The organism is Levilactobacillus acidifarinae DSM 19394 = JCM 15949 (assembly GCF_001434835.1).
GTDB classification, from domain to species: domain Bacteria; phylum Bacillota; class Bacilli; order Lactobacillales; family Lactobacillaceae; genus Levilactobacillus; species Levilactobacillus acidifarinae.
This window is the reverse complement of sequence record NZ_AZDV01000026.1, coordinates 677,551-704,471: the sequence shown is the minus strand read 5'-3', so window position 1 is coordinate 704,471 and position 26,921 is coordinate 677,551. Positions and strand designations below refer to the sequence as shown.

Annotated in this window: 20 protein-coding genes; 15 read left to right on the top strand and 5 right to left on the bottom strand. The window is 51.6% G+C overall.

Annotated features, from left to right (window positions below; genetic code table 11):
• The first annotated feature begins 1 nt into the window (after position 1).
• The 5 genes from FD25_RS11025 to FD25_RS11005 all read left to right on the top strand — a co-directional run bounded on the left by FD25_RS11025 (position 2) and on the right by FD25_RS11005 (position 7,486).
• A complete protein-coding gene (locus FD25_RS11025) occupies positions 2 to 2,101 on the top strand; it encodes a PBP1A family penicillin-binding protein (RefSeq protein ID WP_057804207.1) in 2,100 nt (699 codons plus the stop codon).
• Positions 2,102 to 2,241: 140 nt separating this feature from the next.
• Positions 2,242 to 2,586 (top strand): YlbF family regulator, encoded by a 345-nt coding sequence (locus FD25_RS11020; RefSeq protein ID WP_057804205.1) that lies wholly within the window; start codon positions 2,242 to 2,244, stop codon positions 2,584 to 2,586.
• A 74-nt stretch (positions 2,587 to 2,660) separates the two neighbouring features.
• On the top strand, positions 2,661 to 3,872 hold the full coding sequence (locus tag FD25_RS11015; protein WP_057804203.1) for a metallophosphoesterase family protein: 1,212 nt from the start codon (positions 2,661 to 2,663) through the stop codon (positions 3,870 to 3,872).
• The gene (locus tag FD25_RS11010) at positions 3,862 to 6,495 is read left to right on the top strand and encodes an ATP-binding protein (protein WP_057804201.1); all 2,634 of its coding nucleotides are present in this window, start codon (positions 3,862 to 3,864) and stop codon (positions 6,493 to 6,495) included. The genes FD25_RS11015 and FD25_RS11010 overlap by 11 nt, the downstream gene beginning before the upstream one ends.
• 13 nt (positions 6,496 to 6,508) lie before the next feature.
• The gene (locus FD25_RS11005; protein ID WP_057804198.1) at positions 6,509 to 7,486 is read left to right on the top strand and encodes a 3'-5' exoribonuclease YhaM family protein; all 978 of its coding nucleotides are present in this window, start codon (positions 6,509 to 6,511) and stop codon (positions 7,484 to 7,486) included.
• Positions 7,487 to 7,635: 149 nt separating this feature from the next.
• On the opposite strand, the gene FD25_RS11000 is transcribed toward FD25_RS11005, so the two are convergent.
• The 3 genes from FD25_RS11000 to FD25_RS10990 all read right to left on the bottom strand — a co-directional run bounded on the left by FD25_RS11000 (position 7,636) and on the right by FD25_RS10990 (position 9,442).
• Entirely contained in the window at positions 7,636 to 8,547 is a 912-nt protein-coding gene (locus tag FD25_RS11000) for a peptidylprolyl isomerase PrsA (protein WP_057804196.1), read from the bottom strand.
• A 106-nt stretch (positions 8,548 to 8,653) separates the two neighbouring features.
• A complete protein-coding gene (locus FD25_RS10995) occupies positions 8,654 to 8,980 on the bottom strand; it encodes a hypothetical protein (RefSeq protein WP_057804194.1) in 327 nt (108 codons plus the stop codon).
• A 3-nt stretch (positions 8,981 to 8,983) separates the two neighbouring features.
• Positions 8,984 to 9,442 (bottom strand): HIT family protein, encoded by a 459-nt coding sequence (locus tag FD25_RS10990; protein WP_371862422.1) that lies wholly within the window; start codon positions 9,440 to 9,442, stop codon positions 8,984 to 8,986.
• A 222-nt stretch (positions 9,443 to 9,664) separates the two neighbouring features.
• On the opposite strand from FD25_RS10990, the gene FD25_RS10985 reads away from it, so the two are divergent.
• The 6 genes from FD25_RS10985 (at position 9,665) to pepF (ending at position 16,249) form a co-directional block, all read left to right on the top strand.
• Positions 9,665 to 10,399, top strand: a complete 735-nt coding sequence (locus FD25_RS10985; RefSeq protein ID WP_057804191.1) for an ABC transporter ATP-binding protein — start codon at positions 9,665 to 9,667, stop codon at positions 10,397 to 10,399.
• Positions 10,396 to 11,622: an ABC transporter permease gene (locus tag FD25_RS10980; RefSeq protein ID WP_057804189.1), complete on the top strand. Its 1,227-nt coding sequence runs from the start codon at positions 10,396 to 10,398 to the stop codon at positions 11,620 to 11,622. The genes FD25_RS10985 and FD25_RS10980 overlap by 4 nt, the downstream gene beginning before the upstream one ends.
• A gap of 61 nt (positions 11,623 to 11,683) precedes the next feature.
• On the top strand, positions 11,684 to 12,475 hold the full coding sequence (locus tag FD25_RS10975; protein WP_057804187.1) for a phosphotransferase family protein: 792 nt from the start codon (positions 11,684 to 11,686) through the stop codon (positions 12,473 to 12,475).
• Between the two features lie 63 nt (positions 12,476 to 12,538).
• Positions 12,539 to 13,186, top strand: coding sequence for a tRNA (guanosine(46)-N7)-methyltransferase TrmB (gene trmB, locus FD25_RS10970; RefSeq protein WP_057804185.1), 648 nt, complete (start codon positions 12,539 to 12,541; stop codon positions 13,184 to 13,186).
• A 98-nt stretch (positions 13,187 to 13,284) separates the two neighbouring features.
• Positions 13,285 to 14,358: a competence protein CoiA gene (locus tag FD25_RS10965; RefSeq protein ID WP_057804183.1), complete on the top strand. Its 1,074-nt coding sequence runs from the start codon at positions 13,285 to 13,287 to the stop codon at positions 14,356 to 14,358.
• A gap of 79 nt (positions 14,359 to 14,437) precedes the next feature.
• Complete coding sequence (pepF, locus tag FD25_RS10960) at positions 14,438 to 16,249, top strand: oligoendopeptidase F (protein ID WP_057804181.1); 1,812 nt, start codon at positions 14,438 to 14,440, stop codon at positions 16,247 to 16,249.
• Between the two features lie 57 nt (positions 16,250 to 16,306).
• Here the strand turns inward: pepF and FD25_RS10955 are convergent, their stop codons facing one another.
• Together FD25_RS10955 and FD25_RS10950 are read right to left on the bottom strand one after the other, a co-directional pair.
• Complete coding sequence (locus FD25_RS10955) at positions 16,307 to 17,167, bottom strand: DegV family protein (protein WP_057804178.1); 861 nt, start codon at positions 17,165 to 17,167, stop codon at positions 16,307 to 16,309.
• Positions 17,168 to 17,295: 128 nt separating this feature from the next.
• Positions 17,296 to 17,940: a DsbA family protein gene (locus tag FD25_RS10950; RefSeq protein WP_057804177.1), complete on the bottom strand. Its 645-nt coding sequence runs from the start codon at positions 17,938 to 17,940 to the stop codon at positions 17,296 to 17,298.
• Positions 17,941 to 18,264: 324 nt separating this feature from the next.
• On the opposite strand from FD25_RS10950, the gene yjbM reads away from it, so the two are divergent.
• From yjbM to FD25_RS14350, 4 genes are all read left to right on the top strand, one after another.
• Positions 18,265 to 18,918: a GTP diphosphokinase gene (gene yjbM / locus FD25_RS10945; protein ID WP_057804175.1), complete on the top strand. Its 654-nt coding sequence runs from the start codon at positions 18,265 to 18,267 to the stop codon at positions 18,916 to 18,918.
• A gap of 2 nt (positions 18,919 to 18,920) precedes the next feature.
• Positions 18,921 to 19,724, top strand: a complete 804-nt coding sequence (locus FD25_RS10940) for an NAD kinase (protein WP_057804173.1) — start codon at positions 18,921 to 18,923, stop codon at positions 19,722 to 19,724.
• The gene (locus FD25_RS10935) at positions 19,721 to 20,620 is read left to right on the top strand and encodes an RluA family pseudouridine synthase (RefSeq protein ID WP_057804171.1); all 900 of its coding nucleotides are present in this window, start codon (positions 19,721 to 19,723) and stop codon (positions 20,618 to 20,620) included. Before FD25_RS10940 ends, FD25_RS10935 begins: the two co-directional genes overlap by 4 nt.
• A 694-nt stretch (positions 20,621 to 21,314) precedes the next feature.
• On the top strand, positions 21,315 to 26,921 hold a 5,607-nt coding region (locus FD25_RS14350), incomplete at its 3' end, for a KxYKxGKxW signal peptide domain-containing protein (protein ID WP_225428565.1).

Genomic DNA, 26,921 nt, shown 5'->3' with positions numbered 1-26,921 from the left:
CATGGATAACCAACAACCAAACCCAACGACCGAACGGGGATTCAAAGCGCGGTTCAAGCGCTTCTGGCATCGGTTTCAGTTGACGCGGTGGCTGATCGTGATTTTTATGACCGGCTTTTTACTGATGAGTGGCTATTTGACCTTTATGGCCAAGACCGCCAACGTTGGTGATTTAAAGGCCGCTTTGGATAACCCCACTCAGATTTATGATCGGCACAACCAAAAGGCTGGCACGCTGTACTCGCAGAAGGGGACGTCCGTGCCACTGTCACAGATTTCACCCAATATTCAACAGGCCGTCATCTCGACGGAAGACCGGCACTTCTACAAGGAACACGGTTTTTCCGTGAAGGGAATTGGCCGGGCCGTCTATCTGTACGGTAAAAATAAGTTGTTAGGTCGCGACTACATCAGTGGTGGGGGAAGTACGTTGACCCAACAACTGGTCAAAAACGCCTACCTGACGCAGGAACAAACCTTTACGCGGAAGTTTAAGGAACTCTTCTTATCGATCGAAGTCGAAAACGTCTATAGTAAGAAGGACATTTTAGCGATGTATCTGACCAACGCTTACTTCGGTAACGGGGTCTGGGGGGTTCAAGACGCCTCCGAACGGTACTTTGGTACTTCTGCGGCCAATTTAACGGTGCCCCAAGCCGCTGTTTTGGCGGGGATGTTGACCAATCCTAACGGGTATAATCCGATTGATCATCCGCAAGCCGCTCGGCAACGGCGGAACGTGGTCTTGGACTTAATGGCTCAGACCGGAGCCATCACGACAGCCCAGGCCAAGCAGTACCAGGCCACGACCATTGCCACGACCGATAATTACACGTACAAGAATAGTTATAAGTACCCGTATTTCTTCGACGCGGTGATTAATGAAGCCATCAGCAAGTATGGTCTCACGGAATCCGAGATCATGAATAAGGGTTATAAGATTTACACCACCCTGGATCAGGGCAACCAAACGCAGATGCAGACGCTGTTTAAAAACAGTGCCTATTTCCCGGCGAACGCCAGCGATGGCACCAAAGTCCAGGCGGCCAGCATCGCCGTTGATCCCAATACCGGCGGGGTCGAAGCCGTTGTCGGTGGCCGGGGTAAACACGTCTTCCGGGGGTATAACCGGGCGACGCAAATGCGCCGGCAACCGGGATCAACCATTAAGCCGTTGGCGGTTTATACGCCGGCACTGGAAAATGGCTACTACTATGATTCCCAGTTGACCGATAAGAAGAAATCTTATGGCAGTAATGATTACACGCCGCATAACTACGGGGGCGTCTACAGCGGAAAAATCCCGATGTATCAGGCGCTGGCGCAAAGTACCAACGCGCCGGCCGTCTGGTTACTCAATAAGATTGGCGTGGATAAAGGGTACGAGTCGGTCAAGAAGTTTGGCCTCCCCGTTAGCAAGTCGGACAAGAACCTAGCCTTAGCGCTAGGGGGGCTGAAGACCGGGGTGTCCCCACAACAATTGGCGCAGGCCTACACGGCGTTTGCCAATAACGGGACGATGCACTCGGCTCACTATATTCGTAAGATTGTGGATGCGTCGGGCAACGTGGTGGTCGATACCAACGAAACGGCAGCCAAGTCGACTAAGGTCATGTCCAGCAAGACCGCTAAACAGATGACCAGTATGATGATGGGTGTCTTCAACTACGGGACCGGGGCAACCGCTAAACCGTACGGCTATACGATCGCCGGGAAGACCGGGAGTACCGAAGCCGACGGGGATGCCGATGCGACCCGGGACAAATGGATTGTCGGTTACACGCCTGACGTGGTTGTGACCACCTGGGAAGGCTTTGACAGCACCAGTAGTAAACATCACTTGGAGGACGTCAGTGGGACCGGTGAAGGCCCGCTCTTCCAGGCCGAAATGCAAGGGATTTTACCGAACACCAAGGGAACGGCGTTTGATACTAAGGACGCTTCGACGCTGGCGAATGCCCAGAATAACGGGTCGTCCAGCTCGTCGAGTGACATCTGGGATTCCGTTCAGAAGGGCATCGATAACGCGGGTAAGTCGTTTAACAACGTGGCCGACAAGGTCAAATCCTGGTGGGAAAAGGCGAAGTCGGTGGTGAATTAATGCTTAACCGAGCCAACCATCGCGTGGTTTACTGGTGAAATTCGGAAGCAACCAGTAATTTTAAATCTCCCCTAGGGAGCGGTTGCAAAGCATGGTACAATGTTAGGTGAACGTTTTAAATTCGAGGAGGAACTCCCATTATGGCTGAAAACCTAAAAGACTTGGGTGCCACTGTGGCCCAAGCATTAGAAGCAACACCGGAATACCAAGCACTCCAAACTGCTTTCACCACCATGAAGGCGGATGCGGACACTTACAAGTTGTTCCAAGACTTCCAAAACTTACAAATGAGTTTGCAACAAAAGCAAATGTCCGGGCAACAATTGAGCGATGATGAACTGAAGCACGCGCAAGAATTAGCCACCCAGGTGGGGGCTAAGCCGGCCATTAAGGACCTGATGGCAAAAGAAAAAGACGTCAATCAGATCTTAAACGATTTAAACAGTACGATTACCAAGCCGATTCAGAATATTTACCAAGGCTAAAACTCAATCGTCGGTGTTTTCCTTCTATAGTGAAGGGGCGCACCGGCGATTTTTTTGAAGGGAGATGCTCAACCGTGAAATTTATTCATGCTGCCGATTTGCATTTGGATAGCCCATTTTTAGGTCTGACCGGACTCCCCACCCAGTTAGCAACGCAGGTTCGTCACTCAACCTTTGTGGCCGCAACCAAGATCTTTGATCGGGCCTTGGCCGAGCACGTGGACTTCGTGTTACTGGCGGGTGACCTCTTTGACCGGGCGGAACAAAGTGTGGCCGCGCAGGCCTACTTGTTCGACCAATTTGCTCGCTTACAAGCGGCTCAGATTCCGGTGGTGATCAGCTTTGGCAATCACGACTACGCGACCGATCAACACCAACTGGTGGCTTATCCGGCGAACGTCACGGTGTTTGGCGCCAACGTTACGACCACGACGCTCACCTTAAAATCGGGGGAGACCGTTGCCATTAGCGGATTTAGCTACCCGCAACGATGGGTGAGTGACGACGTGTTGGCCGCTTATCCGGTCCACGCCGCTACGGATTGGCACCTAGGCATGCTCCACGGCGCCGTGGCCACCGGGGGAGCAAACGACCACTATGCACCGTTTACCCTCGAGGAACTTCAGCAGAAACACTATGATTACTGGGCCCTTGGTCACATTCACCACCACCGCCTCTTAGCGGAGAACCCGCCTATCGTGTACGCGGGCAATCCCCAGGGTCGCGCGATTAATGAGACCGGCGTGAAGGGGGCCTATCTGGTGACCAGTCACGACCACCGCTTGGTACCGGAGTTCTTTCCGACGGCGGTTATGGCCTGGGAAACGGCGACTTTGACGACGACGGCGACCACGTTGGTGGCGTTGGGGCAGGACTTAACGACATGGTTAAAGGCGCATCCCGCGGCATTACCGACCCTAACGGCCCTAACGATCACCACCAGTCAGGTCTTAGCCCCAGAGGAGCAGGCCCGGTTGGCGACGTGGCCCGCCCTATTTCAACGGACCCAGCGAGCAGCCCTACAAGCAGCTAACCGTTACTTTGTTCGTCTGGTTGTGGCGCCACCCAAGACGACATTAGTAGCTCCAGAACTCGACCAGACTTACTGGGAGCAGGGGGCGGCCCAGGTTTTCACGGCCACCAACGTTCAAACCGTTTTTGGTAAGTTGGCGCAGGAGCCGAGTTTGGCGGCCTGGTTGGCACAGGTCACACCGGCCGAGCTACAGGAAGCCGCGAACCAGCGTCTCGTTCAACGGGAAAGGGGGGATGAGCCCGATGTACCTTAAGACACTCACTTTAATGGGGTTTGGCCAATTTCACGACCGAACCTTCGATCTGACACCGGGACTCAACGTTTTGTTGGGACCAAACGAGGCGGGTAAGTCGACCCTTACCCAGTTCATTACCGCTATTTTGTTTGGGTTCCCAACCAAGAAACACCCTGAGCTTCGGTATGAACCACTCGATGGGAGTCAGTTTGGTGGTAGCCTAGACCTGGTGAAAGATGATAATGTTTACCGGGTGACCCGGGTCGCCGGCCCACGGGGGGGGAAGGTCACCTTGCAAAACCGCACCACCGACTTGACGTTACCGGCGACGCAGCTGCCTAAGTTACTGGCACCGGTAGACCTGCAACTGTTTGAAAACGTCTACGCCTTAAACGAATTACGGTTAGGTACCGTCTTTCAAGCGTCGAAACAGGTGGTGATGGACCGCTTGCGCCACGTGGGGGCGGTGGGAAGCGATTTCTGGCTGGCTCAGGCGCAACAATTGGATAGGGCCGCCGATGAACGGTACAAACCACAAGGCCGTAACCCACAACTAAACCAGCAACTACAACAACATCGCGACTTGACCGCGAAACTCGAAAAAGCTAACGGCGCTTATCAGGACTATTGGCGCTTGCTGCAGGATCAAGGGGATGCCCGGCAGCAGCAGGCGACACTGCAACGTGCGTTAACGGAGGCGCGGCAACGCGTTAACGACCTGACCCAACAGTTACAGGCTTGGCCAATTTATCAACAGTGGCAGACCCTCGGTCAGGAGCCGACCGTTGCAACCACGGGATTTACGGAAGACGACGTGACGGCTTTCGAACGGGTGACCAGCCAGGTGACTGCGGCGCAGAGTGCGCTAAAGGCCGACCAACATCGCTTACAGAATTTACAATCACACACGCAATTACCAAAGCTGTTTCAGGAAGCCTTGAAGGTGACGCCACAGTTGACCCCACTGCTGGCCCAACTCGCCACGGTGACGGAGACCGAACAGGAACGTGCCCGGCTACTGGCCCAGCAACAGGACTTGGAACAACGGGCCACGGGAATCGAACGACAATACGCTACGGCTAACGGCCAAATGCCGCGACCGTTCTCACTGGCGACCACGCAACAGCTGAAACAATTGCAAGATAACCTGGCGTTGGCGAACCAGAAGCGCCGGCGGCTACAACAGAACTTGAACCAGGCGAATGAGGATTATCGCCGGCTACAGCCGACCCGGCAGCACCGTAATCCTTTGGGGGATAAACAGGTCGGGTGGTTAGCCGCCGGGTTGGTCGCGTTGATTGGCGCAATGTTTTTACCCGGAACCGTGTTCAAATTACTGGGGGCGGCCCTGGGAATCGTGATTGGGTACTACGGGGTTTTTGTCGTGGACAGTCAAACCCCTGCTAGTCGCCAGCTCCAGGAATTGGCCGATGATATCAAGGACCTACAGGCACAACTACGGGAGGGGGGCCAACGGATCGATGAGTTGACCGATCAGATTGACGCTATTGGGACCGCCCACGATCTGGGACGACTCCCCGCCGAACAGTGGTTGGCCGCGCAGGCCGCCATTGGAGAGTGGGAGCGGCTGACCCGGCAGTTAGCGAGCGTGCATCAGCGCCTGACGGCAACGGGCGAACCGCAACAAGCCTTTCAAACGGCGGTCACGACCCTGTTGCCGTCACTGGCGCACCAAGATTTCCGCGAGATTCTCCGTCAGCTCGAACAATTGCAGACCACCCAGCAACAGTTGGCAACGCAGGACGGGGAGCTGGCGGGGCTCACGGCCCAACTCAAACGAGATCAGACGGCGCTGACCACGGCGCAGGCTGCTCAGACCACCTTCTTACGGACCCGTAACGTCGCCGACGAAACCGAATTTTACCACCAATACCAGACGATTCGCGAACAGGGAAATCGGACGGCACAGCGCCAGGCATTGGCCACGCAATTAGGGTCCGACCGGCTGGCGCAGTTACAACAAACGGATCAGGCGACACTTACCCAGGCCACGCAAACGGCTCAAACCACCGCGACCGATTTACAACACCAGTTAGATACGGTAACCACCCACCTTGCCACGTTGGCTGGGCAGTTAGCACATCTGACCAGTAGTGGGACTCAGGCGGTTTTGCGCCAGAAGTTGGCGAATTTAGAGACCAGCATGCAGGCCACCGCCAGAGAATGGGTCCTTGATCGGTTGACCAGTCAGTGGATTGCCGCGACGTTGGCGGCCGCTTCCGGCGATCGATTGCCGAAAATTGTGAGTCAGGCGGGAGAATTTTATGCGCAACTCACCGAAAACCGGTATACTAAAATTGAATTGACCACGGAAACGTTGCGCGTGCAACGGGCCGATGGGGCTTGGCGGACCGTGGGGCAACTGTCCCGGGGCACCGCCGAACAACTCGACCTAGCCGTTAAGCTGGCGTTTGCCGTGGTGATGCAGTCCCAAGCGGCCATGCCGCTCGTGATTGACGATGGGCTAGTTAATTTTGATGCTAACCGGCGACAAGCGACCTATCAGTTGTTGGCGAAATTAGGTCAACGGCTGCAGGTTATCCTGTTGACGGCGGATTCCGCGGCTCAAACCGTGGCGCAGGGACCGACTAACCAGGTAGTGAGATTAACCTCAAAGTAGGAGGGATTTTCAAATGACGACCAAGAAACAGTTGTTAGACTATGCCGTGGACGACGCGGTGGACCTCTACGTCTTACTGAAGTCCGCCGATGTTCGGACGGCGAAGAACGGGAAACCCTACATCGCCATGGTGTTCGAGGACCGTTCGGGTGAGATTTCCGGTAAATATTGGGACGCGTCGCCGAGTGATATTGAGAACTTTGTGGCGGGACAGGTAGTTCACTTGCAAGGTCGGCGGGAGAAGTACCAGACGCACCCGCAGATCAAGATTCTTCATCTGCAGGTAGCACCGGCGGAGACCGGACTGACCGCGGGTGACTTCATCGAACGGGCCCCGATGACCCGTGAGGCGATGGAGGATTACGTTAATCAGACGATTTTTGAAATTGAACAGCCCACCTGGCAACGCCTGGTACGGAAGTTGCTCACGCAGTATCGCGACCAGTTCTTCACGTACCCGGCGGCCAAGAGTAACCATCACGCCTTTCAGGGCGGACTGGCGTTTCACACGATCTCAATCCTGAAACTCGCGCATCACGTGGTGACCCAATACCCAGATCTCAACAGTTCGTTACTTTACGCGGGAGCGATTCTCCACGACCTGGGAAAGACCATTGAGTTGTCCGGCCCCAAAGCGACCACTTACACGTTAGCGGGGAACCTGGTGGGCCACATTGTGCTTCTCGACGGTGAACTGGTGCGCGCGTGTGATCCGTTGAAGTTAGACCCACAGGCCGAAGATGTGTTATTACTCCGGCACATGGTGTTAAGTCACCATGGGTTGTTAGAATACGGTTCGCCGGTACGGCCGGCGTTACGGGAAGCCGAAGTTTTACACCAACTCGACGAACTCGATGCCTCGATCATGATGCTCGACACGGTAGTTGATCACACAGCGCCCGGCGAGTTTTCCGAACGCGTCTTTGCCTTGGACGGGCGGCGTTTCTACCGGCCCAACCAACCGCAAAGCCAGCCTAAACCCGAAAATTAAAAGTAGTCGCCCGGTCAAATCTGATCGGTGCGACTACTTTTTTTGCATTATGTGTGGAATGGGGGGAGAAGCGGGGGAGGGGTAATTAGCCGAAATAAAAAACACGCTCGTCAATTGGCGAAGCGTGCTCTTTAAAAGTTGCGTTAAAATTACTTGGAAGAAGAGGAAGAAGCACTGCTTGAGGACAGGTAGTCGGACAAGATGTTCTTCAAATCGTTATCCTTGATGGAAACGTTACCCTTCTTCAAGACCTTGGAAACCACGTTGTGCAAGACAGTGCTGTCATTCATATCGTTGTCGATAATTTGTTGCGTTAATTCAGCCTTGTGTTGCTTCAGCGTACCCTTACCAGGGTTGTTCTTCATTAAGATGACGTGGTAACCGTATTGCGTCTTAACTGGCGTCCTGGTGTATTCGTCAGTCTGTAACTTGAAGGCCGCCTTCTTGAAGGTCGAGTCTAAGGAAGTATCGGTACTATCAAAGGCAGATAAAGCGCCACCCTTGTTCTTAGTCGCCGTATCCGTGGAGTACTTCTTAGCTAACTTAGTGAATTCAGTCGTTAAGTTACTCTTCTTAGTGTCCTTTAAGTCGCTGATGATGGTGTTCGCAGTCGACTTCTTAGCCACTAAGATGTGGGCAACCGTGACCTTAGGTTCGTAACTCTTGAATTGCTTCTCCAGTTGCGCGTTAGTCACCTTAACGTTGTCCTTAACGGCTTCCTTCAGTAATAAGTTCGACCGAATTTCGGTCTTTAAACCGGCTTGCGTCATGCCGCTTTGGGACAGAACACTGTTAAAGGAAGAACCGTATTGAGACTTGTACTTGTCGAATTGCTTGGTAACGGCCGACTTGCTGACCTTGCTACCGTATTGCTTTTCTAAGACCTTATTTAAGATCATTTGTTGCAAGACTTGCTTACCGGAAGAAGTCCCCTTCAAACTGCTGTAGTAGGCACTTTCGGTGATTTTGCCACCATTAGTCGTGGCAACGGTCTGGCTCCCACAACCGGCAAGCGTGACAGCTAAGAGCACGCCGGCCAGGGCGATAAACCATTTCTTCATATTCCTCAACACATCCATTCATCAAAATTGGTGTAAACACCATACTCAGACATCATAACACAAAAATTGGCAAACCTAAAAAGGTCCCGGAACTTTTACAAAACCTTCAAGATTCGCGATCTTCCAGACGGGCCAAAGTCTCTTCGATCACGGCCACCCGGGGGGCCACCTTAAATTGAAACTTGTCAATTTGCGTCTGAATCGCGTTTAAAGTTTGCGTGCCATCTTCCAGCGCGGTAGCAAGCTGCTGAGCGTTAGTGGCGACCTGGTCCTTAGCTTGGCGAACATCGTCGAGTTGTTGGGCCGTTTGTTGAACGGAACGTTGGACTTTCTTCCCCCAAGTCAGGGGGTCTTGTTGCGTCAAAGTTAGATAGGTTGCTAAACCAACACCGGCAGCTAAACTAACGCCGGCCACAAAGCGTCCTAATCCCATAAGTTAATCCTCCAGTTGCGCCTTGATTTGCGCTTGAATGGCCGCGTATTTGGCCGGGGTGTAGTTCCCCGAATTATCCTTAAAAATCATCTTGAAGTCATCATCATCGCTGTAACGGGGGACCAGGTGGAAGTGGGAGTGAAAGACGGACTGGTAGGCAACCTTACCGTTATTGTTGACGATGTTCATCCCAATGATGGTCGGGTCAGCGGCTTTGACGGCCCGGGCAATCTTCGGAATGCGCGCAAAAACGGCGGCAGCCAGATCCGTGTCGTAGGCAAAGATGTCTTGGACGTGGGTCTTAGGAATCACCAGCGTGTGGCCGGGAGTGCCTTGCGAGATGTCCAAAAAGGCTTTCACAATGTTGTCTTCATAAACGGTATAACTCGGGATGTCCCCCTTGAGAATCTTGCAGAAGATGCAATCGTCGTCATAGTGGGGGTCAAGGGTCATTGGTTCCATGGAAACTCCTTCTTTCGTTGTGATTTCATTCATTATACACCACCAACGGGTCTGGGTTTAGCCGCATTACTCGTTTGCCCGGGGAGCTATGGTATAATAAGGCGGTTCAACGGAGAGAAAACGAGCAGCGAAAACCGGTCAAGCGAAACGGCATTAAGGGTAACCGGTTTTCGCTGAAACATGACGATTCGTCAGTAATTTTAAACATGAAGGGATGATTCGATGGCATTAACGGTTAGCCATGTCGTGGGAGGGTACTCCCAAATTCCCGTCTTAAAGGATATTAGTTTTGACGTGCGGGACGGTGAATTGGTCGGCTTAATTGGCCTGAACGGGGCAGGGAAATCAACCACGATTAACCACATTATTGGGCTCTTAACGCCCCATAAAGGGGAAATCACCATCAACGGCGTCACCATCGCTCAGGATAGTCAGGCGTATAAGCAACAAATTGCTTATATTCCCGAAACACCGGTGTTGTATCAGGAATTGACGTTACGCGAACACCTGGAAATGACCATGATGGCTTACGACCTGGACCAAGAAAAGGCTTGGGTGACGGCCCACGAGTTACTCAAGACCTTCCGGCTAGATAACAAGTTGGACTGGTTCCCCGCGAACTTTTCCAAGGGGATGAAACAAAAGGTGATGATCGTTTGCGCCTTTTTGACCCAAGCCAAGTTGTTCATTATCGACGAACCCTTCTTAGGGCTAGATCCGCTGGCGGTCAATGATTTGTTGAACTTAATCGAGCAACGGAAACAGCGGGGCGCCAGCATTTTGATGTCGACCCACGTTTTGGACACGGCCCAACGTTACTGTGACCGGTTCGTGTTGCTCCATTCGGGTCAGGTCGAGACTGAAGGCACGTTAAGTGAGTTACAAGCCGCTCTTCCGGAAGCGGGGGAATCACTGAACGATATTTACCTGTCGATGACCAAGGTCGACCGCGCATGATCGGCCTCTTCCAACAACGCCGGCAACGCCATCTCCGGGAAATGGCGAAGTATCTCCGGCTAGTCTTTAACGATTTTTTTGTTTTTGCCTTACTGTTCTTCTTAGGGGGACTGGGATTAGGCTACTCTAACGTGTTAAAGCAATTGACGACCGGTCTTTGGTGGGCCCCCCTGGTTGCTTTGGTCGTTCTGGCAATCACCGCACAGGTGGGTCGATTTGCGACCCTGATCGAAGATGCCGACCGTGTCTTCCTACTACCGAAGGAGCGGGCGATGCACGACTATTTCGTGGTGGCTCGGCGGTATAGTCAATGGTTGGCCCAAGCGACGCAGCTGATTCTATTGTTCATCTTGACACCGTTTCTGCGGGTCACGTTGGACTGGTCGTTAGCCCAAGTCGCCGGGCTAGTCGTCACGCAGGTGCTGTTGAAAGACACCCTACTGCGACTAGATTTGGCGAGTGCGTACCAGGTAACTGGGCAGCGCCGAATGAACCACTGGACGGTCAAGTGGGGCGTGAGCCTGATTATTTTGGCCGTGGCCTTGTGGCTAACGCCGTACGTCGCCATTGGGTTAAGCTTAGTGGCCGACATTGCGGTGATTGTGTGGTTCCAACAACACTGGGAACACCAACAGATTCGCTGGCGGGAACAAATCGCAATCGAGGATAACCGGATGTTAGGAATTTACCGGTTCTTTAACCTATTCACTGACGTGCCGATGGTCAAAGGCACGATTCGGCGGCGCCGCTACTTGGATGGCCTCTTACGGCGGATTCCGGTCCGGCACGATAAAACGTACCTCTACCTTTATAGTCGCGGCATGTTACGGGGAACCGAATTCAGCGGGTTGGTCGTTCGACTGACCGTGATTGGGATGCTTTTGTTGGCCTTTATTCAGGGACAATGGTTACCGGTCGTTTTGACGGCGCTGTTCATCTACCTGATTGGCTTTCAGCTATTACCGTTCTTCCAGCAATACGACGATATCGTGTTTACCCACGTGTATCCGTTGACTTGGGACCAACGGCTAGGTAGCTTCGTGACGCTGGTCACCGGAATCCTGACGACGACGGCAATCTTATTGTGGCTGGTGGTCGTGGCGGTCAATCACAACCTCGTGACGGCCGGCATCACCCTGGTGGTCGCTGCCGTCGAGGTGGGCTACTTGGCGCGAATCTACACGCCCCAACGTCTGAAGCGCGCGGCTAAAAATAAAGGTTGACGCTGTCACCGTTGCCCCTTAAAATGGACAATAGCTGACAAATTGAGGAAGGGGTGGCACGATGACACCAAATATACGTGATGGCTGGCAGTTGTCCCCATTGGGTGGCAATACCGGAACGGCGTTTATGGGGACGAAAGCCTCCCAGAAGGTTTTCTTAAAACAAAACGCGTCACCGTTTTTAGCCGCGCTTTCCATGGAAGGCATCACGCCCCGGCTGGTCTGGACCCAACGGTTAGCCACCGGCGACGTAATGACCGCCCAAGAGTGGCTGAACGGCCGTACCCTTCACCGTATCGAGATGCGCCAACAACGCGTTGCACGCTTGTTGCACAAAGTTCACCATTCCGAATTACTTCATAACATGTTGACCAAAGTCGGCGGCCGTTCTACGACGCCCGCCCAATTGCTGGACCGTTTGACGCCGACCATTGCGCCGGAACTCAGCCAACACCCGTTGATTCAACGCGCACTCCAAGCGTTGAACGCGGAACAACCGCAATTGCCCACGACTGCGTATGAAGTTTGTCACGGTGATTTGAACCATAAAAACTGGTTATTATCCGATCGCCAACGGTTATATTTGGTAGACTGGGACGCCGCGACGTTTGCGGATCCGGCCTTTGATCTAGGATCGTTATTGTGCGAATACGTGCCATTGGAAGAATGGCAACGGTGGCTGCGCGATTACGGCGAGAAGGTGACGGATACGCTAACGGCTCGTGTCAATTGGTACGCGCGGATGCATTGCATCATCGTGATTGCCGAAAGTTACCGTCAACAGCGGTTCCAGTTGATGAATCAACACTTGATCTTATTAGAAAAGCTGACGCGTGAGTCAGTTCATGATTAATTTTGACGGCGGGGTGGGAGCCAACTTCCATACCCGCCGTTCGTCTTAAGGAGGACGTTTTAAATGCGTGTGCGTAACAAACCTTGGGCCAAAGACTACCTGGCCGAACATGATGATTTAATGGTGACGGCTCCTGAAGCCTTGAAGGGCAATTGGGAAAGTCGGTTTCCCACGAACCAACCCCTTTACGTGGAAATCGGAACGGGAAAGGGTCAATTCATCGTGGAAATGGCCCGGCAACACCCAGAACGTAACTTTATTGGGATTGAAATTCAGATGTCGGTCATTGCCGTGGCGCTAAAGAAGGTCGTGGCCAGCGAACTGACCAACATTCAGATGGTCCATACGGACGGCGAAGCGGTCAACACGTTATTTTCGGCCGGCGAAGTGGCGGGGCTTTACCTCAATTTTTCCGACCCGTGGCCAAAGTCCCGACACGCGAAGCGGCGGTTAACGTCGCCCGTTTTCTTGGCCCATTACCAAGACGTGTTGGCGCCCGATGGCCAGTTGCAGTTTAAGACCGATAACCGGGGCCTATTCGAATACTCGTTACAAAGTCTGAACAATTTCTCAATGGTTTTTGACGGGGTTTGGTTGGATCTGCACCAAGCAACCGATGGCGTAGAAGATATCCAAACCGAATACGAACAAAAATTCTCGGCGAAGGGGCCTATCTACCAGGTGATTGCGCACTTTCCCAAGCAAGCTTAAGTTAATAATTGACTAACCCTTATCCAATTACGGATAAGGGTTATTTTTTCGCCTAATTTTGATTCCTTTGCCGGAGCTACCGGTAAGGAGGTGAGCTAATGTTACTTGCAGAACTCGCAGATCAGTTAGTAGACGCGCAAAATGCGGTGCGTCGGCCGGATTATCGGTGTCCGGCCTGTCACGAACCAGTTCGTTTACACCGGGGACGTCAGGTCATCCCGTACTTTGCGCACCTGCCCCAAAGTCCTTGCGTAATTCAAGGGGAGGGGGAGACACCCGAACATTTAGCAGGGAAACGCCAATTGGCGGATTTTTTTACGCCCTGGGGACCGACCGAATTAGAGCACGTCTTGCCCATGATTCAGCAGCGCGCCGACGTGTGGGTGGCTAGAACCTCCCAGCCGGTAGCCGTAGAGTTTCAGTGTAGCCCGTTGTCACTCGCTGGGGTGAGTACGCGCACGGCCGGTTATCAGAAAATCGGCTGTTATCCGTTCTGGTTATTGGGCCACCGTTACGCACAACAACGGTTAAATTGGGCATTGATTGAACGTTTTATGGGCTGGTTGCCGCGGTGGGAACTTTGTCTGCCATTCTGGGACGTGACCCAGCAACGGTTACAATTGACGCACCACCTCTATCAGGACGTAGCGGGACATTATGGTGGTCAGGTGACCAGTGTGGCTAATCTGGCGGCACTGATAGCGGGACCGACCCAATTGGACCCGTACCCCCGCCTTTCCTTGAAGCGGGTGCGGTATCATTGGGCGCAAGAACTGGCCCGTGCCACGCCTAATTTACGCGCCGTCCAAGAATTTTTATACCTGCGGGGTCACCATTTGTTGGGGTTTCCTGAGGCGTTTGAAACCACGGGGAGTACGCCACCGGTGTTGGGACGGGGGCTGCTCCTATGGCGAATCCTGTTCGGAACGGCCCTCTTTGCGTTGAACGGCCCGTTAACGTCGAATCGCTTGGCCCCGTTAGCTCAGCATTGCCTGGAGTTAGTGGGTGGTCATGAACAGACTGTTCGCGTGAGTTTTCCCCACTTGGTTGACCGGTTGCAAGCTCAATTAATGACGGAGCTGGTTCAACGGGGGTATCTCACGGTCGTACCGGACGGCTGGCAGATTCGCCGGCAGCCACGTTGGCGGTCGGCACGGATTGGGACTGACTAAATAATAAGATCTTGCCGGGGGAGTTAAGGAGGCAAAGTGCTAAACTAAGCCTAGAGAACGCTTAAGGAGGTAATTATTTATGCGACAAATTCCAGAACGATCCGCGGTGCCTACAGCTTTAACCTGGGACCTGACCCCCATTTATGCCGATGATGCGGCGTTTACCCAGGCAATCACCGAGATTAAACACCAGGCGCAAACGGTCGCCCAGCTGAAGGGGGACTTGGCGACTAGTGGGAGCGACTTATACCGGGTGACCACGGCCGTTTTTGCCCTAAACCGGCAACTCGAACGGGCTTACGTGTACGCGTCACTTAAGAATGACCAAGATACTGGGAACGCTCAGTATCAAGACTTTGCTGATCAGACCAGCGCCTTGGTGGCAACGGTAGCGACAGCGACGGCGTGGTTTGAACCCGAGGTTTTGGCCCTGCCCGCTGAGCAACTGCAAGCTCTGATGACTGCGGAGCCGAAGTTGGCCGTCTACCAACACTTCTTTGCGGTGTTGGGGCAACAACGAGCCCACACGTTATCCGTTCCCGAAGAACGGTTATTAGCCGGGGCTAGTGATATTTTTGAAGCGTCAGAGAAGACTTACGGCGTACTCGATAACGCCGATTTACAATTCCCCGTGGTGCAAGACGAGGACGGTCACGACGTCAAGTTATCACAAGGGTTGTACGGGGTCTTACTGGAGTCCACAACTCCCAAGGTTCGTGAACAGGCCTTTAAGGCCCTCTACAGCGTTTATCAACAATTCCGGCATACCTTTGCCTCCACGTTAGCTAGTGAGGTTAAAACGCATAATTTCACGGCTCAGGTGCGACATTACGGGAGTGCCCGGGAAGCGGCGATGAGTGCCAATCAGATTCCGGCCGTGGTCTACGATACGCTGGTCGGTTCCGTCAATGATCATTTAGACCTCTTACACCAATACGTGGCGTTACGGAAGGACTTGTTGGGGGTTAACGAGTTGCACATGTACGACCTGTACACGCCAATTACCGGGGAACCCAGCCTGAAGTACACTTACGAACAGGCTAAGGCTGAAGCGTTAAAGGCACTGGCCGTCCTGGGCCCCGATTATGTGGCCAACGTACAGAAGATGTTTGATGGCCGGGCCATCGACGTGGTGGAGAATCGCGGAAAGCGTTCCGGGGCTTATTCCGGTGGGATGTACGATACTAAACCGTATATCTTGTTGAACTGGCAGGATAGCCTGGAAGGACTATTTACGCTGGTGCACGAAATGGGCCACAGTATTCACAGCCACTACACCCGGCATAATCAACCCTACCAATACGGGGATTACTCGATTTTTGTGGCCGAGATCGCCTCAACGACTAACGAAAACTTGTTGACCGATTACCTCTTGAAAACCCAAACGGATCCGAAGGTGCGCGCTTACGTGCTGAACCACTATTTGGATGGCTTCAAAGGAACGGTCTACCGGCAAACCCAATTCGCTGAATTCGAAGATTACATTCACCAACAAGCCGCAGCGGGGAAATCGTTGACCGCCGACTTCATGAGTGACTATTACGGGAAGTTGAATCAACGTTACTACGGGGATGCGGTGATTTCGGATCCTCAGATTGCCGATGAATGGGCCCGGATTCCGCACTTCTACTATGATTACTACGTGTATCAATACGCGACCGGATTTGCGGCGGCAACGACGTTATCTCAACGGATTTTAAGTGGCGATTCAACGAAACGTGACGCTTATTTGGGCTACCTCAAGGCCGGAAGCTCAGCCTTACCACTGGATGTGATGAAGCGAGCGGGCGTGGATATGACTAAGCCCGACTACCTGGCAACGGCTTTTCAGACCTTTGCCGACCGGTTAAAGGAATTTGGCGATTTGGCCAAACAACTTAAACAAAACTAATAGGCTTACTTAAAAAGCGCGGTTCCCGAAGGAATCGCGCTTTTGTTAGCTTCAATTTTAAAATTCTTGCCAATCCTGTTGCCAGAAGAGGCCCATGGTTTTTTCACCGGTGTGGACGCTGATGGCGGGCCCCAATTGACTCCGATTAAAACGCACTTGGGGAAATTGCGTGACTAAATGGTCTTGCCACCGTTGGGCCAATTCCGGATTGTTGGCATCGATGATCGTGGCCAGTAGGGGGTAGTCAATCGTTTTAAGATCGCTAGTCAATTGGGCTTCCATGTACTGAAAGGCGCGGCGCATGGTACGTTCCTTACCAATGGCTATGATTTTACCGGTGTCATCAAAGGTGAGTAACGGTTTGATATTTAGTAGGCTGCCGACCATTGCCGAGCGGTTACTTAGGCGACCGGTACGCGCCAAATGCCGCAGACTATCGACGGCAAAGTAGACGTGTTGGGTGTCCCGGAGCGTGAGAAGGGCATGAGCGATGGCCGGAGCATCATAACCGGCCTCAATCAATCGACCGGCCAGTAGACACAGGTTAGCTTCGCCGGCACTCGCCATCAGTGAATCAATGGGGTAGACTTCGGCCTTGGTATAGGTCTGACAAAAGGCCCGCAGATTATCCATGAACGAAGTAATCCCACTGGATAGGTGAATTGAGATGATTTGCGTCACGCCCTGACGAACCAGTTCATCGTAGGCTGTTTCAATCTGCCCCAGAGAAACCTGAGCCGTTGTGGGGAGCGGTTGACCGCTGTTCAGATAGTCGTAAAAAGTTGTGGCGGTTAATTCGGATTCGGGGTATTGGTGTGCGCCCAAGATGACCGTGATGGGTAGGGCAGTGATGGCATAACGCTTAAGCTGCGCCGGGGTCAGGTAGGCTGCGGAGTCGGTAACAATGGCAATAGACATAGTGTCGCCCCTTCAGTAAATTAGTGGGTTCATCATACCATATTGTGGGGACTCACCGGTAGGCCCACCAGTGCAGAAAAAAAGACCATCCTTGGGGGAGGTCTTGAGGTAAAACGATTCAGCTACCGTTAAAGAACGTGTAGGTGGGGCCGGTGAGTCGTGCCGGCAGCCGCAGCCGGTGCGGCGTAGTTCAATTCTTGCATGAGCGAGGCCTTGGTGGCGACTCCCTGGTTCTCACAAACATCGCAGAGTGCTTCGTAGGTCACGTCGTTGAGTAATAGGCCATATTGGGAAACGTCACAATTGAAGATCACGGCGGATGAGGCTTGCTGAATCTTCATTTCCGCGGCCAATTTTTGATCGGTCTGGAAGGCTTGTTTCGCAAGATCAGACGCCCAATCTTCCTGGAACATATCCAGGTCTAAGTGGGATTCCTTCGCTAAATCGAGGGTTAACTCGGTTGAAAAATCCTGATGCTGGTGGATGACGGCGTTTTGGACATCCAGTAAGAAGTTCCGCCCCTTACGTTTTCCCTGAAAAAGAGCCGCCTTATAAGCTAAAATGGCTTGGTAGTAAGTTTTAAAACACGTATTCCGTTGGGCTAACGTGGGATGAACTGAGGCTAAAGCTTGTTCAACAATTTGCTGATTGAGTAACGGAACAAATTGAAACGAGACCTTGCTATCGAGGTGGTCGGCCAACTTCATAATGTTGCGCTCGGATCGCATACACCGTGCGCCAAATGGGTTGACGAACAAATAGACTTCTAACACATTGCTTCCTCCTATAATCTGTCCTCAATTGGCGCGTTGAGGCACCAAATTTAAAAGTCACAATATCACTACATTAGCAAAAAATGAAAAAAACGCAATCAGAACGTTTGTTTGCGGTCGTTAAGGGCCCTTACGTTTTGGCGCAACCTAATCATGCAACATTTTTGAATCGAGGTAAAGCTAAACGCCTCATAAAAGTCAGTTCTGGAATTTGAAGAATAGTTCACAAGTTTTCCGGGGAAAGTGGGTAATTAGAGTCGATTTTTCCCGAAATATGGTAAAATCGAGAAGTGAAATGTGGAATTAAAGTTGGGGGAAGTTGCGATGATCGAAAATTGGGATCAATTTTTATTACCTTATCAACAAGCCGTAAGCGAGTTGAAGGTGAAGCTACGCGGGATGCGTAAGCAATTTGAAAACCAGAATCAGCGCTCGCCCATCGAATTTGTAACCGGTCGAGTGAAGCCGGTTGCCAGCATCAAGGAAAAAATGACGCGGCGCCACGTGACCGAAGAACGACTAGAACAAGATATGCAAGACATTGCGGGATTACGAATTATGTGCCAATTTGTTGAAGATATCTACCAAGTCGTTGATTTGTTACGTCAACGAACGGACTTAACGATTTTAGAAGAGCGCGACTATATTCATAACGAAAAACCCAGTGGCTACCGTTCCTACCACATTGTGGTCGAGTATCCGGTTCAGCTAGTGACGGGTGAAAAAAAGATTTTGGCGGAGATCCAGGTCCGCACGTTGGCCATGAACTTTTGGGCTACCATTGAGCACTCTCTAAACTATAAGTACCAGGGAGCGTTTCCTGAAGACTTGAGCCAACGGTTGCAACGGGCGGCCGAGGCAGCGTTTAAGCTCGACACGGAAATGTCAGAGATTCGCGAAGAAATTCAGGAGGCACAACACTATACACCGCAGGGGAACTCGGCCCCGGCGACACCAACTCACGATAAGGACGACTAATGATGAAGGTTTCTATTTATAGCAATAACGGCCAGTCTTCGCGAAAGGTGGCCGCGGCGTTACATCGCGGGTTGACCGCGGGCGGCGTCGAAATTGATAGCTTAAATCCCGACATTGTGGTCACGGTCGGTGGGGATGGGACGCTGTTATCGGCGTTTCACCACTACACCGACCGGCTGGATAAGATTCGTTTCGTGGGGATTCATACCGGCCATTTGGGCTTCTATACGGACTGGCGCGACTACGAAGTGAACGATCTGATTCAAAGCTTAGTGCAGGATAACGGGCAGAGTGTCAGCTATCCACTGCTAACCATTCAAGTAGATTATGCGGATGGGACGCAATCCGATCGGGCCTTGGCTTTGAACGAATCAACCATTAAAAAGGTTTCGGGGACCATGGTGGCGGACGTTTATATTAAGGGAGAATTTTTTGAAAGTTTTCGGGGGGACGGTCTGTGCATCTCCACACCGACGGGTTCGACGGCCTATAATAAATCCGTGGGGGGCGCGGTCTTAAATCCGCGGTTTAACGCGATTCAGATGGCCGAGATTGCATCGATTAATAATTTAGTCTTTCGAACGTTAGGTTCCCCTTTAATTATTCCGGATGATGAATGGATTCGCATTGAGCCGACAGATTCGGCGGGCAACGTTTTGATGTGCGACCAGCTCAGCATTGAAGGGCGGCCGGTTAAAGCCATTACTTACCGGATTGCACAACAACGAATCTCCTTTGCGGAGTACCGACACACGCACTTCTGGCAACGGGTCGAAACGTCGTTTATCGGCCGGGAGCGCCCATGACGGCTTTTGCGTGGACGGTGGGGGGCACTAATCCGGTGCATGTGCGAACCGTCCTCATGGCGCATGGCGTTACCCGAACCTACCTGAAGCGGGTAAAATTTCACGGTGGTATCGTGACGCTTGACGGTCAAGAGGTGCGTGTCGTTGCCATGGCGCGACCGGGGCAAAAAGTGGGCCTGCAACTGCCCCCTGAAGCCCCTAACGATCACGTGGCAGTTTCCCACGGCCCACTGGATATTCTTTATGAAGATGAGCACTTTCTAGTGGTTAATAAACCGGCCGAAATGGCGTCAGTTCCTTCACATCTTTATCCGGCTGACACGTTAGCTAACCGGGTTAAAGGCCATTTAATTGCGATTCAGGCACCGAGTTGTGTGACCCATATCGTGACGCGGTTGGATCGGGAGACCAGTGGGGCCGTGTTGTTCGCGAAACACCACTTTGCCCACTCTATTCTGGATAAGCAGTTGAAGTTGGGACAATTGGACAAACGTTATATTGCGGTCGCACAGGGACGAATTCCCGTGGATCATCGGATGATCGACCTGCCCATTGGTCGCGCGGGTGAATCGTTTATCAAGCGGCAGGTACGGCCGGATGGTCGGGCGGCGACCACGGAGTTTTGGGTACGAGCCTGTTCACAGACAGCAACGCTATTGGCGGTGAAATTACACACGGGACGCACCCACCAGATTCGGGTGCACTGTCAGGCAATCGGGTATCCGTTATTAGGGGACTGGTTGTACGGGCAGCCCACTAACCCGTGGATCAAGCGCCAGGCACTACATTGTGCTCGGTTACAGTTCTATCAACCATTTTTAGATCAGTGGATCACCTGCTATGCGCCGCTGCCAGCGGATATGGCTCGGGTCATCAGTCGAGAAAATTTAGTTTAATTAAGAGATCAAGGAGCGTCCATTCTAGTAACTGCTAGGATGGGCGCTTTTTAGGCGAAAAAATTGACAGGCCGAGGGGCCGCCAGGAAAAGACAAAATGGATGGCTAAAATCGGTCGACGCAATTTACGAATTGATTAATTTATTTTTTGCACAATGAATTTTAAAAAATAAAAAGGTGTTTTAAGATTGAAAACCCGTATTATTTGCACAAAAAGGGGGAAATGGCTAAAGACTTATTTTTAATAATTTTAATTTTAAAGAGTCTTAATCAATTAGTTTTCACAAATTAATCTTTGAAAATGAAAAATGAAAACCGTTTTGCAAGTGCTTACTTGCAGCACTTTGACGGGTTGTAATCGGTTTATTTATTGACTTTACGGATAAATGCTTTGAAAATTAAGTTTTTGATGAAGATTCTAATTTATAAAAATCGACAAAAATTATTGGTGATAAAGATAACAAACTAAGCAGTGGATATAAACAATTGTACGTTTAGAATGTTCTCTATTTAATGGTCTACATAGTGTATGTGTGCTAATATGGCTCAATAAATAAGCGATTATCGTTTGATTAATAAAAGGCGACCGAGGGAGTGGTGCCAAGTCATCGCTTATCTACTTAACTAATACGACGAATTTAGAATAACCCCAAACGCAGATATAGGCTAAAGGAGGACGTCCAAAGTGAAATCCATGCGGAATAAAGCTGTGAACGGCGATCCTAAGTTGAGATATAAGATGTTTAAGGCAGGGAAGGTCTGGGTTTTTACCGCCATCACGTCATTCTCACTTTTGAGTGCCCCACAGGTGACCGGACATGCGGATACAACCGACTCGGCAGATGATTCAGCTAACGTTGATTCGGATAAAATGAAGCATACGTCTGGTTCACAAGCAACATTAACGAGTAGCTCAACGACTACCGCAACAACGTCAACTGCTCAAACCAGTACGCAAGCAACAACCGTTAATAATGAAGTAACGGAAACTAATACGAACAGTTCAGCAGCGGCTAGTTATTCGACGGCTGAGTCCACGGTGAATTCGGCCGCTGACCCGGTGACGACCGATCAAGCAACGACTACGGCGACAACCGAAGCAACAACTGAAACGACAACCGATTCAACGACAACCGATTCGACGGCCACCGCAGCAGCGACTAGTGCGGCAACTACCGCAGCGCAAACAACCGATAATACCGCGGCCATTCAATCAGCAGCGGCGAGTCTAGCTGCCCAAACGGCAACGGATGTTACGCTGACTAGTAATGTGACGTCGGCCGTTAGTCGAACGGTGACGACTAAGAAAAGTGTCACGACGACGGCCTCTTCGACAGCAACTAGTACTGCGCCTTCGACGGCCAATGAGTCGACGAATTCGTCAGCAACGGATGAATCTAATTTTGATTCGGTGGCCAACGTTGTTAACAACGCGGCTTCCAGTGCGTCTTCGTCAGCAACGGCGGCTAGCAGTTATGCTGAATTGGTAAACGTTACGGCAACTCAGACCGCTAATAGTGCCGCCCAAAGTGCCTACGCGGCAACTTCCACGGCCGCCGATTTAGCCTTGCATTATAACAGCTTGGCCTCTATGTATTTAAATGCAACTTCCGTATCCTCTAGTGCTGCCGATATGGCAACTAAGTATGCGACCGCTTCTTTAGCTGCCGAATCTTACGCCCTAGTTGCCGTCAGTTACGCTAGCGATGCGTCTAGCGCCGCCAGTGCCGCTGAATTAGCGGCAGCTCAGAATATTAAAGATTTGGTCAGCAGCACCAATAGTGCAACGTTCTCGGCCGCCTCGGCCGCTAACGAAGCAGCTAGCACCGCTTCAGCGGCTGCCAGTGCCGCTTATGAAGCTACACAATACGATAAGACGAATTCGGCCGCCTTATCTGCTTATTCACAGGCTAACAGTGCGGCGATGGTCGCCTCTAGCGCGGCAATTACGGCTAATAGTTTAGCGAGTGCCGCCCAATCGGCTTATAGTGTTGCCAATAGCGCTGCAACGAGTGGAGATTACCTAGCCGCGAGTGAAGCTCTGGTTACGGCTAAGGATTTGGCAAGCCAAGGAATGACCAACTATCAGGTGGCGAGCGAAGCTAACAGTACGGCCCAATCTGCTGCGAATACAGCTATCGGTATGGCCGTAACAAACGCTGCTACTTTAGCTAGTAGTAGTGCTCAATTAGCGGCTAGTAATGCAACGTTAGCGGCGAGTTACGCTAATGATGCAACGCAATACAGTGGGGATCAGTCAGTACTGTATGCTTCTACGGCGGCGAGTTATGCGGTTGATGCCCAAACGGCCGCAACGATGGCTAGTAGCGCTGCTTCGGCTGCGGCAATTGCGGCAACGACTAAAGAAGCTAACTCCCTTTATCGGGTAGCCTCTTCAGCAGCCAATACGGCTCAGGAAGCCATGCAACAAGCTTCCAGTGCGGCAACGTTTGCTCAAGAGTTTGAAACTAACGTGGAGAATCAGCAAACAGCGACTGATAAAAATGTGACAACAACATTAGCCATTGCTAGCGATACGTTAGCTGTGGGAGATTCAATTTCCTTGACCACCGATTTAAAGACGAGTGGGGGATATTCTGCTTCAAAGGTAACCTACACTTGGTACGTGTCGTCGGATGGTGTCAATTGGAACGCCGTTGATGGAACGGGTAGTACCTATACGGCAACAATGGCAACGGCTGGAACGTACTATTACCAGGCGGTGGCTACGGGGACTAAAACCTTAATCATCGGTGGAAACGCCTTTTCTTCCGCATCTAACGTAGTCACGGTGGTGGTCACGGATGCGAAAGGTGATTACACCACGCAATCAACAAGTTCCGCTAACCTAGCTGGTGAATACGCCTCGGCCGCTGCAGCCGCCGCTGCGGCAGCAAGTTCAGCAGTAGATAACATGTACGAAATTGCGGATATGAGTGGGATTACGCCAAGTTCTGTTGCTGATTTAGCCGTAAGCAGTTCTAAGGAAACCAACTCTTACGCAACGTTGGCTAGTTCCGCAGCAACTGCGGCTAGTCAAGCACAAAGTTTAGCGGCTGAAAATGAAGCAAGTCGGAACTATGACGCGGCCAGTTCTTACGCGGCAATGGCGGCCAGTTCTGCTACGGCGGCTAGTTCTTACAACGTTTTAACTAGTTCAGCGGCAACTAAAACGTTAGGACTTGTCGATACGGCTCTGGAAAAAGCGGCTCAAGGTGAAGGCCAAGAAGGCACAGCGGATTACCTGGCGTCTAGTTACGCGGCAGCGGCGGCGGCTTCGGCTAGTACGGCTGCAAGTGTTGCCATTGTGGCGGGATCACATGCTAACAACGCGAATAATGCCTATTCTTCGGCTCCGGGACTAAATTCAGCAGCCTTGGAATACATGAATCAAGCAAACTCGGCTGCGAGTGCCGCTAGTTCCTTGGCAGCCGCTGCCAACTCTGCGGCCTCATTGGCAGCAACGTTTACAGGGAAAGATTACGCTTCTGCTTCCAGTGCGGCTGATGATGCGAACACTTACTTGATCTTGACGGAAAATAATTTAAACGCCGCTTCTAGTGCGGCTGAGATGACCACTAAAACTGTGGTGGATACGCAATTCTCCTATGCCGGTTCTTTGGCTAACGCGGCGAGTGAAGCCAACTCGATTGCTAACTCGATTGGGTACTCGGCAGCCACGGTGGCGAACTCATTAGCGACCGCTAATACGACGAACACGGCGTTGGGTGCCTCTTATACGGCAATGACGAGTAGTTATGCGGCTGATGCTCAATATTCCGCCATGTTAGGAACGGAAGCGGCAGCAGCGGCTAACGACTACATGACAATGGCCTCGTCAGCTGTAAATGCTGGGAACTTTAACGAGGCGAGTTCTTACGTTTCGGCGGCCAACGAGTCGGTTGCTGATGCCAGCTCTTACGCGGTTGAAGCTATGGCCGCAGCTGAATTAGCTAGTTCGGCCGCAGTCGAAGCTAAAGCCTACTCTAATAACTTGAGTACTGGTCAAAAAGAACCATCTGGAGATTCCGGTGACTTATTCGGTTGGACCATTGTTGGGGGAATTACGCAACAGCCAACGCCAGTGACGTCAACCACTGCTGGAAGTACCTTTACGTTAACCGGTGCCGCTCGAACGGGACTGTTTGCGGTCAATGTTGCGACTAAGGCCTTCTGGTACGTTCAGTATGAAGGCACCTGGTACGATATTGATACGGCACAAGATAAAGGCATCATTGAATCTTATTCAATGAAGAGTAACACCAGTATTTTGAACCTTGCAGATGTTTCTAATACGTTGACCGTGACAACTAAGAGTGACTATACGGGAAGCTTGGTTTTCCAATTTAGAGCGGCGTACAGTTTAACGGCGGGGGTCGTTTACGGCACGAACTTCTATAGTAATCTGGCCCAAGTTAATATTTATGACAAAGATATTGACGCAACCGGCATTGAAATTTCTGGAAATGATTACTTGTTGAATTCGTCTACAGGTGCCTACTCTGCGACAACCGATCCGGAAAACGCAACGGGAACTATCACGTGGACGAGTAGTGATGAGTCCATCGCGACGGTTAACGAAGATGGGTTTGTCTTACCAACTTCAGACACGGTTACGGGGAAAATAACGTTAACGGCAACGATTACGAACGCGGACGGTTCTAGTTTCTCAGCAACTAAGGATGTCTTCGTTGGAAGCGGTTTAGAAGACCAAACGGTCAATGCTGGTGACAAGGTTACCTGGACGCCAGTTGGTGGAATCAATACTGACGAAACGGATCTCACTTACCAATGGTATTACTCAGCGACTGGCTCAACATCGGATGGTAAGGCCATTGCGGGGGCAACTAGCTCAACGTTAACATTAGACAACGTGAAGACCAGTGATGCTGGTTACTACTATTTAGTTGTTAAATCTGGGACTGCTTCGATGACGTTAGGGGCCGGACAATTAACAGTCAATTCTTCTTCCGGTGAGGCGGCGTCATCGTCTGCTTCATTAGCCGCTTCGGCAGCCAACGAAGCCGGCGTCTATGCGAGCGTGGCAAGTTCTTATGGTAACGTAGCTAATCAATACGCAGATAAAAATTCTACGGCAAGTTCTTATGCAGATCAGGCGGTTTCCGCCGCGGTTGTAGCAAGTTCGGCGGCTGATGCAGCTTCCTCGGCTGCTGCGGCTGCTTCGACGGCCTACGCTACGGCGAGCTCAGCTGAAGCTGCTGGTGATAATTCTGCTGCATCTAGCCATGCTAAAGAGGCTTCACAAGCCGCTTCGACCGCGGAAGAAGCTAAGGATAAGGCTTCAAGTGCTGCAAATGACGCACATTCGTACGCTGATTTAGCTGTTGCTGCCGAAGATTTATCGGAATCTGATAGTGATTCCGATTCTGACAGTGATTCAGACGCCGACAGTGACTCGGACTCTGACAGTGATTCTGATTCCGACAGTGATTCGGATTCTGACAGTGACTCGGATAGTGACTCCGATTCCGATAGTGATTCGGACTCTGACAGTGATTCTGATTCCGACAGTGATTCTGATGCGGATAGTGACGCCGACTCCGACAGTGATTCGGACTCCGACAGTGACTCTGATTCCGATAGTGACTCTGATTCGGATAGCGACTCTGATTCGGATAGTGACGCCGACTCCGACAGTGATTCGGACTCCGACAGTGACTCTGATTCCGATAGTGACTCTGATGCGGATAGTGACTCCGATTCCGATAGTGATTCCGACAGTGATTCGGATTCTGACAGTGATTCGGATTCTGACAGTGATTCTGACTCTGACAGTGACTCGGACTCTGATAGCGATTCGGACTCTGATAGCGATTCGGACTCTGACAGCGATTCGGACTCTGACAGCGATTCGGATTCCGACAGTGACTCCGATTCCGATAGTGATTCGGACTCCGACAGTGACTCTGATAGCGATTCTGATTCCGATAGCGATTCTGATTCCGACAGCGATTCTGATTCCGACAGCGATTCTGATTCCGATAGCGACTCGGATTCTGACAGTGATTCAGACTCCGATAGCGACTCTGATTCTGATAGTGATTCCGATTCTGACAGTGACTCTGATTCTGACAGCGACTCCGACTCCGACAGTGACTCCGATTCCGACAGTGACTCCGACTCTGATAGCGATTCGGACTCCGACAGTGACTCTGATTCAGATAGTGATTCTGACTCGGATAGCGACTCCGATTCTGACAGTGACTCGGACTCTGACAGTGACTCTGACACGGATAGCGACTCCGACTCTGACAGTGATTCTGACTCTGACAGTGATTCA